This is a genomic window from Rhizobium gallicum bv. gallicum R602sp (genome assembly GCF_000816845.1).
In the GTDB taxonomy this organism is placed as follows: domain Bacteria; phylum Pseudomonadota; class Alphaproteobacteria; order Rhizobiales; family Rhizobiaceae; genus Rhizobium; species Rhizobium gallicum.
Map to the genome: position 1 here is coordinate 2,691,422 of NZ_CP006877.1, position 13,645 is coordinate 2,705,066.

At 59.6% G+C, this 13,645-nt stretch carries 12 protein-coding genes; 8 read left to right on the top strand and 4 right to left on the bottom strand.

Annotation, left to right across the window (positions count from 1 at the left end; all coding sequences use genetic code 11):
• Positions 1 to 49: 49 nt before the first annotated feature.
• A complete protein-coding gene (locus RGR602_RS13375) occupies positions 50 to 1,726 on the bottom strand; it encodes a formate--tetrahydrofolate ligase (protein ID WP_039845516.1) in 1,677 nt (558 codons plus the stop codon).
• Positions 1,727 to 2,198: 472 nt separating this feature from the next.
• Here RGR602_RS13375 and RGR602_RS13380 point away from each other — a divergent pair, with 472 nt between their 5' ends.
• The gene (locus RGR602_RS13380; protein WP_039846857.1) at positions 2,199 to 2,924 is read left to right on the top strand and encodes a helix-turn-helix transcriptional regulator; all 726 of its coding nucleotides are present in this window, start codon (positions 2,199 to 2,201) and stop codon (positions 2,922 to 2,924) included.
• Between the two features lie 480 nt (positions 2,925 to 3,404).
• Here the strand turns inward: RGR602_RS13380 and RGR602_RS13385 are convergent, their stop codons facing one another.
• The 3 genes from RGR602_RS13385 to RGR602_RS13395 form a co-directional block, all read right to left on the bottom strand.
• Positions 3,405 to 4,532 carry a DUF2333 family protein gene (locus RGR602_RS13385; RefSeq protein ID WP_039845517.1) on the bottom strand — a complete coding sequence of 376 codons (1,128 nt, stop codon included), beginning with the start codon at positions 4,530 to 4,532 and terminating at the stop codon, positions 3,405 to 3,407.
• Positions 4,533 to 4,673: 141 nt separating this feature from the next.
• On the bottom strand, positions 4,674 to 5,744 hold the full coding sequence (locus RGR602_RS13390) for a hypothetical protein (protein ID WP_039845518.1): 1,071 nt from the start codon (positions 5,742 to 5,744) through the stop codon (positions 4,674 to 4,676).
• A gap of 52 nt (positions 5,745 to 5,796) precedes the next feature.
• Complete coding sequence (locus tag RGR602_RS13395) at positions 5,797 to 6,399, bottom strand: thymidine kinase (RefSeq protein WP_039846858.1); 603 nt, start codon at positions 6,397 to 6,399, stop codon at positions 5,797 to 5,799.
• Between the two features lie 235 nt (positions 6,400 to 6,634).
• Between RGR602_RS13395 and RGR602_RS13400 the strand changes: the two genes are divergently transcribed.
• The 7 genes from RGR602_RS13400 to RGR602_RS13430 all read left to right on the top strand — a co-directional run bounded on the left by RGR602_RS13400 (position 6,635) and on the right by RGR602_RS13430 (position 13,549).
• Positions 6,635 to 7,588: a choline ABC transporter substrate-binding protein gene (locus tag RGR602_RS13400; RefSeq protein ID WP_039845519.1), complete on the top strand. Its 954-nt coding sequence runs from the start codon at positions 6,635 to 6,637 to the stop codon at positions 7,586 to 7,588.
• A 78-nt stretch (positions 7,589 to 7,666) separates the two neighbouring features.
• Positions 7,667 to 8,512, top strand: coding sequence for a choline ABC transporter permease subunit (gene choW, locus RGR602_RS13405; protein WP_022714157.1), 846 nt, complete (start codon positions 7,667 to 7,669; stop codon positions 8,510 to 8,512).
• Positions 8,509 to 9,558: a choline ABC transporter ATP-binding protein gene (gene choV / locus RGR602_RS13410; RefSeq protein WP_039845520.1), complete on the top strand. Its 1,050-nt coding sequence runs from the start codon at positions 8,509 to 8,511 to the stop codon at positions 9,556 to 9,558. Before choW ends, choV begins: the two co-directional genes overlap by 4 nt.
• Positions 9,559 to 9,590: 32 nt before the next feature.
• Positions 9,591 to 10,346 carry a HugZ family pyridoxamine 5'-phosphate oxidase gene (locus tag RGR602_RS13415; RefSeq protein ID WP_039846859.1) on the top strand — a complete coding sequence of 252 codons (756 nt, stop codon included), beginning with the start codon at positions 9,591 to 9,593 and terminating at the stop codon, positions 10,344 to 10,346.
• Between the two features lie 106 nt (positions 10,347 to 10,452).
• Positions 10,453 to 10,770 (top strand): ArsR/SmtB family transcription factor, encoded by a 318-nt coding sequence (locus RGR602_RS13420; protein ID WP_039845521.1) that lies wholly within the window; start codon positions 10,453 to 10,455, stop codon positions 10,768 to 10,770.
• A 285-nt stretch (positions 10,771 to 11,055) separates the two neighbouring features.
• Complete coding sequence (locus RGR602_RS13425) at positions 11,056 to 12,381, top strand: aspartate aminotransferase family protein (RefSeq protein WP_039845522.1); 1,326 nt, start codon at positions 11,056 to 11,058, stop codon at positions 12,379 to 12,381.
• Between the two features lie 109 nt (positions 12,382 to 12,490).
• Positions 12,491 to 13,549: an alpha/beta hydrolase family protein gene (locus tag RGR602_RS13430; protein ID WP_039845523.1), complete on the top strand. Its 1,059-nt coding sequence runs from the start codon at positions 12,491 to 12,493 to the stop codon at positions 13,547 to 13,549.
• Positions 13,550 to 13,645: the final 96 nt, after the last annotated feature.

The window sequence follows — 13,645 nt, forward strand, 5'->3', positions numbered from 1 at the left end:
GACAGCGAAAGGACCGCCACTGCGGTGAGAACAAAGCTTCGCAGAAAACTCAAAACAACCCCTCGATATAACCCTGCTCATTCAGGAATATCCGCTCGGCGGATGGCGATCTCGGTAACCCCGGCATTGTCATGATTTCGCCTGTGATGACGACGACGAACCCGGCGCCTGCCGAAAGCCGAACTTCGCGCACCGGCACGATATGGCCCTCGGGCGCACCGCGAAGGTTCGGATCTGTCGAAAAGGAATACTGCGTCTTCGCCATGCAGACAGGCAGGTTGCCGTAGCCTTGCTCCTCCCAGACGATGAGCTGATCGCGAACCGCCTTGTCCGCCGTCACCTCGCCGGCGTGATAGATCTTCGAAGCAACGATTTCGATCTTTTCGAACAGCGGCACGCTGTCGGCATAAAGCGGCTCGAATCTCGCCTGGCCGGATTCCGCCAGTTCCACTACTTTGTAGGCGAGATCCTCGATGCCAGCCGAGCCTTCCGCCCAGTGGCGGCAGAGGATCGCTTCGGCGCCGTGGCGAGCAACGTATTCCTGGACGGCGGCGATTTCCTTATCCGTGTCCGAAACGAAATGGTTGATCGCGACCACCACCGGAACGCCGAATTTCCGCACATTCGCGAGATGCCGCCCGAGGTTCGAACAACCCTTGACGAGTGCCATGACGTTTTCTGCTGCCAGATCCTCCTTCTTCACGCCGCCGTTCATCTTCAGCGCGCGCACCGTGGCAACGATCACCGCCGCATCGGGCTTCAGCCCAGCCTTGCGGCACTTGATGTCGAAGAATTTCTCTGCGCCAAGATCGGCCCCGAACCCCGCCTCGGTCACGACATAATCGCCGAGCTTCAGCGCCGTCTTCGTCGCAATCACCGAGTTGCAGCCATGGGCGATATTCGCGAACGGTCCGCCGTGGACGAAAGCCGGATTGTTCTCCAGCGTCTGGACAAGGTTTGGTTGCATCGCGTCTTTCAGGAGCACCGCCATTGCACCGTCCGCCTTCATATCGCGTGCATAGACTGGCGTCTTGTCGCGTCGATAGCCGATGATGACGTTGCCGAGGCGGGCTTCCAGATCCTTGAGGTCCGTCGCCAGGCAGAGGATCGCCATGACTTCCGAAGCGACGGTGATGTCGAAGCCGTTCTGGCGCGGAAAACCGTTGGCAACGCCGCCAAGCGAAGACACCATTTCGCGCAGCGCCCGGTCGTTCATGTCCATCACGCGGCGCCAGGTCACGCGGCGCAGGTCGATGTCCAGCTCGTTTCCCCAGTAGATATGGTTGTCGATCATCGCGGCGAGCAGGTTGTGCGCGGCGGTGACCGCATGGAAATCGCCGGTGAAATGCAGGTTGATGTCTTCCATTGGGATGACCTGCGCATAGCCGCCGCCGGCAGCACCACCCTTGACGCCGAAGCATGGCCCGAGTGACGCTTCGCGGATGCAGACTATGGCTTTCTTGCCGATCCGGTTGAGGCCGTCGCCGAGGCCGACGGTGGTCGTCGTCTTGCCCTCGCCCGCCGGTGTCGGGTTGATGGCGGTGACAAGAATCAGCCTGCCGTCCTTCTTCCCCGCCTGCGCGGCGATGAACTCCGCGCGGACCTTGGCTTTGTCGTGACCATAAGGCGCGAGATATTCTGCCGGGATGCCGAGCGTCGCGCCGATCTCGAAAATAGGCTTCTTCTTTGCCGCACGCGCAATTTCGATGTCGGATTTGATGGCCACGCTGGTCTCCCCGGGAGCTTATGCTTCTGCCCCGGAACATGCCGCGATCCCCGCGCCGGAAACAAGACCCCGGACGCCGCTTTTTCACTGCCTCCACCACAATCGCAAGTCCTTCATGGACGCTACTTTAGAGAGCGATTCTTCTTGAAGTTTACATTAAAGTTGCGGATGCTTCCCAAAGGCAAAACGGGCAAGGGTCGTGAGTCTCGTCATCTGCTGCGATGGCACCTGGAACACACCGAATGCGACGGAAAAGGCATTCCGGGCCCAAACAACACTTATGCAGCAATAGAAGAAGCAAGGTCGGCCGGACTGCTACCTGCATAATATTAAATACAACCACAGAGCGTGGCGCTGTGGTTAATTTTTAACAGTATGATTTAATCCGCGTATCCCAAGTCAATTAGGGCTAGCGTGACCGCCAATAAGCGTATTTGATAGCTTAAACATGAAAGGCAAGGCGGGGCGCATTATGTCTTACATGACTACCTCCGAAAGGCAGTCACTTTTATCGGCAGAATTGGCATCGGCGCGAACGCGCGCTCTTTTTGTCCAGGCCTTGCACAGGATTGCAGATGCTTTCGGGTTTGCCCATTATACGCTGATGAATAAGCCGTCCGCGCAAGACCTTTTCCTCAAACCGCTAGTAATCGAAACCTCGCTGACGGGCACGTATCTCAGAGAATTCGACCGCGCTCATACATTGCGCGCTTTTCCTTTTTCGACAGTGCTCGGAGAAACCGTCGCCCCGCAAAAATGGAATCTCTCTGACCCCCCAACCTCTGAGATGTTTCGTTGCGAACTTCGCAGCCTGATGCTCCAGCACAAAATGCCGGTCAGCGTCATCTTGCCCGTCAATGGGGCAGACGGCAAACGGCTGGTTTTCTGGTTCGCAGGCGACCGCGCACCGCTCAGCCAGAGCGAGATGAACGAACTCGCGGTGATGGTGCTTCACGCCTTCGACGCCTACAGCGCGGTCAAGCGCAACGAAGACAGCACCTATCACGCGCTTTCCGCCCGCGAGCTCGAAGTCGTTCGCTGGACCGCCCAGGGCAAGACATCCGTGGAAATCGGCCAGATCCTCGCCCTCTCCGATCATACCGTGAACGCCTACATGACGAACGCCATCAAAAAACTTGATTGTGTGAACCGCACACAGTTGGTTGCAAAGGCTATCCGATTGAAGCTCATATCCTGAGAAACGATAAGAGAATCAGCGCCGAAACCTCACATAGGGGGAGCGCGCCTCTTCGATTCGAGCAGCCGGAACTCCACAAGTAAGAGCGGTCGGGCGACCATATGGGCATCAGCGATACTGAAAGCGTTCGGCTTGTTTGCGCCCCCCGGCCCTTCGGTTACTGGGGCATGGACATCGAGACAGGACATTTCTCTGGCACTGAAGACGTCAATGCCATCTTCGACTGCCAGACACGCCCGGTGCTGAGAAATCTTGTCGACTTGCTTTCACGGCTCCGAAGAGGACCGCATCCTGATCGCGCAGACCTTCGAGCACGAGAGCCTGCACAAGGTTGGATTTTCACTATGCTACAGGGTCGATCACCGCGCGGCGGCTACAAGATGGCGAGATTGATCAGGCGAAATCGTCGGCGTCACCTACGAATTCGTCGAACCGCTTCGCATTGCGCAGATCGAAGACAATTCGCCTCGGCCCTGACGATCAGCGGTCGAGGACGGAACGCATCTCCACGAGGTTAGACCGGACCCTTAGGATGTAGAAGCCCATTGTCGCCAGATGGCTCGGCATGATCCAGCCGTCCTCGCGGCCATTAGAAATGATCGCCGGCTGGATGCGCAGGGCCGCTTGAAACTGCTTTGTCGTGCCACTCCAGATCGCGCCAAGATTACGCTCGGCCACGACCTGCGAAAAATCCGACTGTGCTGCCGAAAGGATGGCGTAGTAGGCATAGAGCTGCCCGTAGGCGAACCAGAAACGGTCATCAGCACGCGTGTCGAACCAGCCGCGATTGTGATTTTCCGAGCGCTCCGCCAGCATGTCGGACGTGCCGCCGAGATCGTTCGCAATGCGGTCGATGAACTGGATGAGGTTGTCGGCACGGCCGTCAAAAACAGCGTTGCAGCTGGCAAGGTCGGCATTGAACTTGCGCAGGCTGCCGATGGCCGAACGATAGTAGCTCGGCGTCGGCGTCTTCGGCCCGAACGGATTGAGCCCGAAATACCAACTGTATTCGTCGAATTGCAGATTGCCGCGGGCGTTTTGAAGATCGTTGTTGATGCCGGAGGTGCCGCGCACGCGCCCCAGCGTATCGACAAGCTCGGCCGATGTCCGCCTCGCCGCCTGATTGACTCCGCGCTGGAAGGACGCCTTGTTGTCGAGGAACGGCGTATGATCCCAGTCGATGCCGAAAAGTCCGAGCCGGTAGAGCAGCATGGACGATATCCATGCGTTCTGGTTGACGTTGAAGTCGGTCAGATCGGCAGCGACATCGACGATTGCAGAACGCTGGCAGGTCTTGGCCCCAGGTGCTGCACCGCCGGCAACCGGCAGTTCCTGGCCGGCCGGAACCTTGCGCTCCGAAAGACGGTACTGGTCGACGAAGGACGGATTGAAATTAGACCAGACCTGCGTCTGCCAGAAGAAGTACGCGTAAAGGACGGCAAGCAGCGCCGCGAGCGCAATGATGGGAATTCGGATCATCCACGTCCGGCGCTGGTACCAGCCATGAGCGGCAAGGAAGGGCCAGAACGCCCAGGCGGCAAGAAGGCTGACCCAGCGGGTAATCGTGCGGCCGATCAGCCTGAAGAAACCGGCGATCCGGTCGAGCATGCCCTTCTCCTAGCAGAACGTCAGAAATTTCTGCTTTCACATATGTGTTTGCTCGATCGAGCACAACATGAAGGAGAGATTTTTAACGGATCGCGCAGGCGAGAAAGAGCAAGGATCGCGATTATCGCCTTTAAGACGTCATCAAGAGCGCAGGAAGCGCAGTCTGAACCTCGATGGCTTTTGCGTCAGGTCGATGATCGGGGCATCGGCCGCGTCGTGGCTTTCGGCAAAAGCTGCGAACTTCCGGGCAAAGGCCGCATCTGCTGCCGCCTTGCGCGGTCCGATCTCCTGCGGAACAAGCATGCCTTTTTCGAAGAGCGAGATCGGCCCGGCGATATGCGGAAACAGCTCTTGCGTTATCTTCCGTTTCGAACCCGGCGCGTCGGCATCCACCTGCGCCTGATAGATGATCAGCCGCTCTTCCGTATCGATCGAAAGCTTGCGGGCCAAGGCGTTGCAAAGACCGATCTGGCTGTTCAACCCGTCGACAAGCGCCTGGAACATTATAATGAAGCGTTCGCGGCGCTGGCTTTCGTGACGCATCGTCTGCTCTTCTTCGGCGATCTTTTCGGCCTGCGCCTTGAGCGCGCGCCGCTCCTCCTCCATTCGCTCCCATTCGGTCTTGCCGCCGTAAAGGCCGATGCGCCCCTGTGTCGTCAGTGCCTTTGCGTTCAGCTCCTTCATGCGCAGCCGTGCAATATCGATGGCATCCACAAGGCGCCGGCGCTGTTCGACAATCGTGACAACGCCGCGCTCAGCCGCCTTGTGGCAGGCAAGCGCGAATTCGCGGTGGCTGCCGACCAATCCGGCAACAGTGTTCGATTTCGACAGCAGGTCGAGCAGCCGCTCGATCACGGGGGCCGCGCGCACGCGCTGACTGTGGAGGTGCCACATGCGTTGCCTCGAAAACCAGCCGGTCAGCTTCTCGCGCGCGGTCAGGCCGCGGAAGCCATCCAGATCCGCCGAAACCTCCGCCGTCAGGCGGTCGAGGCCGGCTACCATTTCGCCAAGCAGCCCATCGAACTCCAGGCGCGCTGTGGCAAAAGCCTGGAACCGGTCGCGCTGCGCCAGAAACGCCTCGTCGTCAGATTGCGCTGCGTTGCGCGCAAAGTCCTCGATGAAGGCAGCGCACGCGGCTGCGTCGGCGCGAATGGTTGAGACAAGCGCATCGGCTGCTTCAAATAGACTGTCGAACGAGGGAGCTTTGCGCACCGGCTTCTCCAGAGAATCTCCGAGCCTAACCTAGCCGCTCGGGGGCCGAAGCTCAAACCGCCTCGGCGCGCCATTCGCCATTCATTGCATCGTCCCAATGCCTGCGGCAGAGCGATACATATTTCTCGTTGCCGCCGACTTCGATCTGCGCGCCCTCGCGCGCAACCTCGCCGTCAGCACCGAGCCGCACGACCATTGTCGCCTTGCGGCCGCAATGGCAGATGGTGCGCACCTCGCGCATCTCGTCTGCAATCGCCAGCAGTTCCTCGGAAGCGGGAAACAGCTTGCCCTGGAAGTCGGTGCGAAGCCCGTAGACCATGACCGGTATGTTCAGCCGATCTACCACGCGGGCGAGTTGCCAGACATGCTCGCGCGTCATGAAATTCGCTTCGTCGACGAAGATGCATGCGATCGGGCCGCCCTCGCCGCTCAGTTCCTTGATGAGTCCGAAAAGATCGGTCTGCCCCTCGAAAGCGATCGCGCTCGCTTCCAGCCCGATGCGCGAACCGATGATACCCTTGCCGGTGCGCTCGTCGAAGGCTGCGATCAAAAGCACGGTGCGCATGCCGCGTTCCTGGTAATTATAGGACGCCTGCAGCAGCATGGTCGATTTGCCGGCGTTCATGGTAGAGTAGTTGAAATAGAGTTTTGCCATCGTTTTCTCCGCATTTTGCTTCTTGAAAGCTCGAATCGGCAAAGAAAAGACCGCAGATTCGATAATCACAGGAAATCCGGAGGAAAAAATCGTAAAATGCCCGGGAAACCGGCCGTGTCATGAAAAATGCGACACGTCGCATTCGGGGTAGCCAATGCGGCGCAAACACACTGAGGTCGCTTGTAAATGTCGGCTATTGATGCTTGGCTTGGGAACCAAAGACTGGGAGTCTAAAATGAAAACAACAAGCGCATTCAAACTGACCACCGCCGCTGCAGTTGCCGCACTTTCCATCGCAACCGCATCATTTGCCGCAGAACCCGAAAGTTGCTCGACCGTCCGTTTCTCGGACGTGGGCTGGACGGACATTACCGCAACCACCGCCGCCGCCGCGGTCGTTCTGAAGAGCCTCGGCTACGAGCCGGACGTCAAGGTCCTCTCTGTACCGGTCACCTATCAGTCGCTGAAGAACAAGGACATCGATGTGTTCCTCGGCAACTGGATGCCGGCACAACAGAAGGACGTCCAACCTTATCTCGATGACAAGTCGGTTGAATCCATCGGAGCCAATCTCGAAGGTGCCAAGTATACGCTTGCCACCAACGCCAAGGGCGCCGAACTGGGCATCAAGGACTTCAGCGACATCGGCAAGCACAAGGACGCCCTTGACGGCAAGATCTACGGGATCGAACCGGGCAACGACGGCAACCGCCTTGTCATGACCCTGATCGAGAAGAACGAGATGGGAATGGGCGGACTGGAAGTCGTCGAGTCCTCCGAACAGGGTATGCTGGCGCAGGTTGCCCGTGCCGAAAAGGACGGTAAGCCGGTCGTATTCCTCGGATGGGCACCTCATCCGATGAACGAGAACTTCAAGATGACCTACCTCACGGGTGGCGACTCCACCTTCGGCCCCAACTTCGGCGGCGCAACGGTCTACACCAACACCCGCGCAGGCTTCGTCACCGAATGCCCGAACGTCGGCAAGTTCGTGTCCAACTTGAAGTTTAGCTTGGAGATGGAAAACCAGATCATGGGCAAGATCCTCAATGATGGCGAGGATCCGCAGGACGCGGCAACCGAATGGCTGAAGGCAAATCCGACGGCAGTCGAGCCATGGCTCGCCGGCGTCACGACCAAGGATGGCAAGGACGCCGCCGCGGCCGTCAAGTCCGGCCTCGGCCTCTGAACCTGACGAAAGGGGCGGCCCACGCACCGCCCCTTTTTGTTTCATCCTGATCTCTGCTCTTTCGGATAGGCGCGCTCCTTGAACTGGATCACCGATTACAAAATCCCTATTGGCCCCGTCGCCAAATCCACCGTCGACTGGCTGACGTCGAGCGGTGAATGGTTTTTCGACAGGCTAGCCTTCGCTCTCTCGCACGTGATCGGCGCATTGCTCTTCATCCTGCAGGCGCCACATCCGCTGATCGTGCTCCTCGCCATCACGGCGATTGCCTATTGGCTCCGTCGCTCGATCGGCGTTGCGGTCTTCACCTTGCTCGGTTTGCTGCTGATCATGAACCAAGGCTACTGGAAGGAGACGACGGAAACGCTGGCGCTCGTTCTCGCCTCCACATTCGTCAGCATGGCGATTGGCATTCCGCTCGGCATTGCCGGGGCAAGACGCGCCTGGGTCTTCTCCATCATGCGTCCCGTGCTCGACCTGATGCAGACGATCCCAACATTCGTCTACCTGATCCCCGCACTCATACTCTTCGGCCTCGGCATGGTGCCAGGCCTGATCGCAACGGTGATCTTTGCCATCCCTGCGCCAATCCGTCTGACCCGCCTCGGCATCATCTCGACACCGCCCTCCCTCGTCGAGGCAGCCGAGTCATTCGGCGCAACCCCGACGCAGGTGCTGCGCAAGGTCGAGCTGCCCTTCGCGATGCCGCAGATCATGGCCGGCCTCACGCAGACGATCATGCTGTCGCTATCGATGGTGGTCATTGCTGCGCTCGTCGGCGCCGATGGCCTTGGAAAGCCCGTCGTTCGCGCACTGAACACGGTGAATGTCTCCATGGGCTTCCAGGCCGGTCTCTGTATCGTCATCTTGGCGATCATTCTCGACCGCATGTTCCGCACGGCTGGCGAAGGAGACGGCGCATGACCTCGGTCCGCTTCGACAATGTCAGCATCATCTTCGGCGACAAGCCGCAAACGGCCCTCTCTCTCGTCGATCAGGGAAAGACCCGCGACGAAATCGGCGCCGCAACCGGTCTCGTTCTCGGCGTCGCCGATGCTTCGCTCACGATCGAGGAAGGCGAAATCCTCGTGCTTATGGGCCTTTCCGGCTCAGGCAAATCGACGCTGCTGCGCGCCGTCAACGGCCTCGCTCCCGTCGTGCGCGGCAAGGTTTCAGTTTCCTCGGCAACCGGGCCGGTAGATCCCTATGCATGCAGCCCGAAGGCGCTGCGCGACCTGCGGATGCACACCGTCTCCATGGTGTTTCAGCAGTTCGCATTGCTGCCCTGGCGTACGGTTGCGGAGAACGTCGGCTTCGGCCTCGAACTTGCCCGCATGCCGGACGCCGAGCGCAAGAAACGGGTCGAGGAGCAGCTTGAACTCGTCAACCTGACGAAGTGGGCGGACCGCAAGGTCAACGAGCTCTCCGGCGGCATGCAGCAGCGTGTCGGCCTCGCCCGCGCCTTTGCGACCGGCGCGCCGATCCTGCTCATGGACGAGCCGTTCTCCGCGCTCGACCCGCTGATCCGCACCCGCCTGCAGGACGAGCTTCTCGAATTCCAGCGGCGCTTGAAGAAGACGATCCTCTTCGTCAGCCACGATCTCGACGAGGCCTTCCGCATCGGCAACCGCATCGCCATCATGGAGGGCGGGCGCATCATCCAGTGCGGCACGCCGCAGGATATCGTCAAAAATCCTGCCGATCAGTATGTCGCCGATTTCGTCCAGCACATGAACCCGATCAGCATGCTGACGGCGCAGGATGTGATGCAACCGGGCCTTGGCCATGCGGCGGGGGCGAGCGTCAGCGCCACGGCGCGCGCCCAAACGCCGCTCGTCGATATTCTCGACGCGCTCGCCCGCCAGCCAGGCAGCATCGGGGTCGTCGAGAACGGCGCCATCATCGGCACGATTTCGGCTCAGGATGTCGTTGCCGGCCTGACCCAGCACCGGCGCAAAGAACAGGCTTGATCCTGACGTCTGCTTCCGTCAAGAAAGTGGACATGAAAGATCAGGCTTCCGTACTCAGGGAAACGGACGAAGAAGCGCGCAAGCTCGCGCGCGTTCTTTTGCGTTCCGCCCGCTATGGTGCTCTTGCCGTGCTCGACCCCGCGACCGGCTTTCCGTTTGCGAGCCGCGTTCTGCTCGGCACTGATATCGACGGCGTGCCTGTCATCCTCGTTTCGGCGCTGTCGACGCATACTAAGGCGCTGGAGGGCGACCCGCGCGCGTCCGTCTTGACTGGCGAGCCCGGCAGGGGCGATCCCCTTGCGCATCCGCGGCTCACCACCCAATGCATTGCCGAACCGGTCGAGCTGAGAAGCGCCGTTCACCAGCGCATCCGCACCCGTTTCCTCGACCGGCATGCGAAGGCGAAGATCTATATCGACTTCCCGGACTTCCGCTTCTTCCGTCTCGTTCCGCAATCGGCCAGCCTCAATGGCGGCTTCGGCCGCGCCTATCTTCTGGAAGGGGCCGACCTCATGATTCTCTCGCCCGCGAACGAGGCCGTTGCCGCGCAGGCAGCGCAGGCAGTGCGAGATTTAGTAGAGGAGCATGCCGACCTGTCCGCAGCGCTTGCGAAGCTTTTTAAGGCACCGGGGGATGCGGGATGGCGCATATGTGGAGTGGATTGCGCAGGGTTCGACGCTATTTCCGGTGATTTGCTCAACCGTTGCGAATTTGAGTCACCCATCGAGAATGCGACGGACATTAAGTCACACATATCTAAAATAGCATACTCGCTACGTGAAATTTAGGTATATACAATCTTCCGGACCAGTTGCTACGTTTTAAACGTCCGCCAACCCCGTCTAACGCCCTGTGCCTATACGGATACATAATTCGCTTAGGAAGATTGGAAATATGAAAACCACTGACCTTTCAGACCACTCTAACGTGGCGGCCGCCCTTTTATCAGCGATGGCAAACCCCAAGCGCCTCCTGATTCTCTGCAGTCTCGTCAAAGGCGAGGTACCTGTCGGCGTCCTTGCGACCCAGGTTGGCCTCAGCCAGTCCGCGCTTTCGCAGCACCTGTCAAAGCTGCGGGCCCAGAAGCTGGTAAAGACCCGCCGTGACGCGCAGACCATCTATTACTCGAGCAATTCGGAACCGGTGATGAAGATCCTGGCAACGCTCGAGGACATTTATGCAGTCCAGGGCCGCAGCAGATCTGCAGCATAATAACGCAGACATTACGTTTGCCAAAAAGCCGTGCTGCCGAGGGATGTTTCCGGAATGGCACGGTGAGCAGTATTTCAGCACGATATTATAACTTTGGCCGGCAAATCTCTCGATTTGCCGGTTTTGTTATTTGCGGCAAAGCTGCGGCATTCCATATGCCAATGGCCGGAACGCGCCATCGATGGCATCCATGGCTTGACGCCCCAAGATGCGCTGATAATTTGACCGGACAGTAAAAATATGGGCGCAAAGCCCCCGGGGGCCCGCGACGGCCAGGAGAACAGAATGTCCAATCGCCTCAACGCACCGAACGATCTTCGCGCCTTCTGGATGCCCTTTACGGCAAACCGGCAGTTCAAGAAGGAGCCGCGCATGTTCGTCGGCGCCAAGGACATGTACTACACGACCCATGACGGCCGTCAGGTGCTTGACGGCACCGCCGGTCTCTGGTGCGTCAACGCCGGCCACTGCCGGCCGAAGATCACCGAAGCGATCCGCGAGCAGGCCGGCGAGCTCGATTATGCCCCAGCCTTCCAGCTCGGCCACCCGAAGGCCTTCGAGCTTGCGAACCGTCTCGTCGATATCGCGCCGGAAGGCATGGACCACGTCCTCTACACCAACTCCGGATCGGAATCGGTGGAGACGGCGCTCAAGGTGGCGCTGGCCTACCATCGGGTGAAGGGCAACGGCTCCCGCTTCCGCCTGATCGGACGCGAACGCGGTTATCACGGCGTCAATTTCGGCGGCATCTCGGTCGGCGGCATCGTCTCCAACCGCAAGATGTTCGGCACGCTTCTGGCCGGCGTCGACCACATGCCGCATACGCATCAGCCGGGCAAGAACACCTTCACCCGCGGCGAGCCGGAACATGGCGGCGACATTGCAACCGAGCTCGAGCGCATCGTCACGCTGCATGACGCTTCCACGATCGCCGCTGTCATCGTCGAGCCGGTCGCAGGTTCCACGGGCGTTCTCATTCCTCCGAAGGGCTACCTGCAGAAGCTCCGCGAAATCTGCACCAAGCACGGCATCCTTTTGATCTTCGACGAAGTCATCACCGGCTTCGGCCGCCTCGGCGCCCCCTTTGCCGCGCAGTACTACGATGTGAAGCCCGATATCATCACCACCGCCAAGGGCCTCACCAACGGCGTCATCCCGATGGGCGCCGTCTTTGTCACCTCCGAGATTCATGACGCCTTCATGAACGGCCCGGAGCACATGATCGAGTTCTTCCACGGCTACACCTATTCGGGCAACCCGATCGCCGCCGCCGCCGCGCTTGCCACCCTCGACACCTACAAGGAAGAAGGCCTGCTCACCCGCGCTGGCGAACTCTCGGATTACTGGGCCGACGCCCTTCACTCGCTGAAGGACTGCCCGAACGTCATCGACATTCGCAACACCGGTCTAATCGGCGCGATCGAACTCGACCCCATCGCCGGCGAACCCACCAAACGCGCCTTCACCGCCTTCCTGAGGGCCTATGAGAACGGCTTGCTGATCCGCACCACAGGCGACATCATCGCCCTTTCCCCGCCGCTCATCATCGAAAGGAAGCACATCGACGAGCTCTTCGGCAAATTGCGCGGAATTTTGCAAAACAACATTTGAGACCGGCGCAAGCGCGCGCTCGAAGGCGGCGACCTCGATCGCGTTGCGGGTCGCCGCCCGCACACAATCCCGGCAGGAAAGACGAGTTCATTTCCAGCCGGAGGTTTCCATGCTCAAGTTCATGCTTTTTATCGCCTTGCTCGTCTCATGCTCAGCCCAGTCGGCATTCGCCGCGGTCGGGTTCCGCGAGATGACCTTGCCGGACAAACAGGGCCGCCCCATGCATGTCGGCATCTGGTATCCCACGGATACCGACCGGCAGCCGGTGATGCTCGGCGACACGCCCGCCTTCAGGGGCCAGCCTGTCGTCAAGGATGCCGAAGCCGTAACCGGCCCTCACCCGCTGGTGCTTCTTTCACACGGCTATGGCGGCAGTTGGCGCAACCTCGCCTGGCTCGCGAGCGAACTTGTCCGCAAAGGCTATGTCGTCGCAGTACCCGACCATCCCGGCACTACCACCTTCGATATGCGGCCACCTCAAGCCGTATTACTCTGGAAGCGCCCGCGCGATCTCAGCCGCGTTATCGACGCGTTGCTTTCCCGTCGCGAGCTTACCGGCGGCATTGCGAGCGACCGCATCGCTGCCATCGGTCATTCGCTCGGCGGATGGACGGTCATCGAACTTGCCGGCGGTCGCTTCGATGCCAAAGATGTAATGAAGAATTGCGTGACACAGTTCGGCTCTCTCTATTGCAAGATATTCAAGGCGTTGGGCATCGGGCGGGACGCAGCCTCCACTTTAGCGATGGGTGCCGATCTCAGCGATCGACGGATCCGCGCGGTCGTCACGCTTGACCTCGGCCCAGGACGCGGCTTTACGCCCCAAAGCCTCGCGTCCGTCCGCGTGCCGGCGCTCGTGTTTGGAGCGGCCGAGGATGTCGACAAGGAGACTGCCGCCAAGTTAGATATCGCCGCCACCAACAGGGACTCTGCCTATTTGGCCCAGTATCTGCCTTCTGCCACGACCTCCTATGCTCTCGTCCCCGGCTCCTTGCATTTCAGTTTTATGCAGCCTTGCAAACCGGGAGCGGCAGCGCTGATTGAGGAGGAAGCTTCGGGCGAAAGCATCGTCTGCAAGGATGGTCAGGGTGTTGATCGAAACGCCATTCATCAACAAGTTGCCGCTATGATCGTCGCCTTCCTGCAAAGAGCCCTTCCAACGAGATAGACCCTGAAAACTTAAAAAAATCGCGATCGCCGCCTGTTCCTTTCCGGATTTGCCGAAGACGGGCCCCGCTTTGTTATCTCCTTGCGTAATCGCAGC

Coding starts and splice junctions, on each gene's coding strand:
- RGR602_RS13420 (WP_039845521.1), top strand. CDS start 10,453: ATGAAAACCACTGACCTTTCAGACCACTCTAACGTGGCGGCCGCCCTT.
- RGR602_RS13425 (WP_039845522.1), top strand. CDS start 11,056: ATGTCCAATCGCCTCAACGCACCGAACGATCTTCGCGCCTTCTGGATG.
- RGR602_RS13380 (WP_039846857.1), top strand. CDS start 2,199: ATGTCTTACATGACTACCTCCGAAAGGCAGTCACTTTTATCGGCAGAA.
- RGR602_RS13385 (WP_039845517.1), bottom strand. CDS start 4,532: ATGCTCGACCGGATCGCCGGTTTCTTCAGGCTGATCGGCCGCACGATT.
- RGR602_RS13430 (WP_039845523.1), top strand. CDS start 12,491: ATGCTCAAGTTCATGCTTTTTATCGCCTTGCTCGTCTCATGCTCAGCC.
- RGR602_RS13395 (WP_039846858.1), bottom strand. CDS start 6,399: ATGGCAAAACTCTATTTCAACTACTCTACCATGAACGCCGGCAAATCG.
- choV (WP_039845520.1), top strand. CDS start 8,509: ATGACCTCGGTCCGCTTCGACAATGTCAGCATCATCTTCGGCGACAAG.
- RGR602_RS13415 (WP_039846859.1), top strand. CDS start 9,591: ATGAAAGATCAGGCTTCCGTACTCAGGGAAACGGACGAAGAAGCGCGC.
- RGR602_RS13400 (WP_039845519.1), top strand. CDS start 6,635: ATGAAAACAACAAGCGCATTCAAACTGACCACCGCCGCTGCAGTTGCC.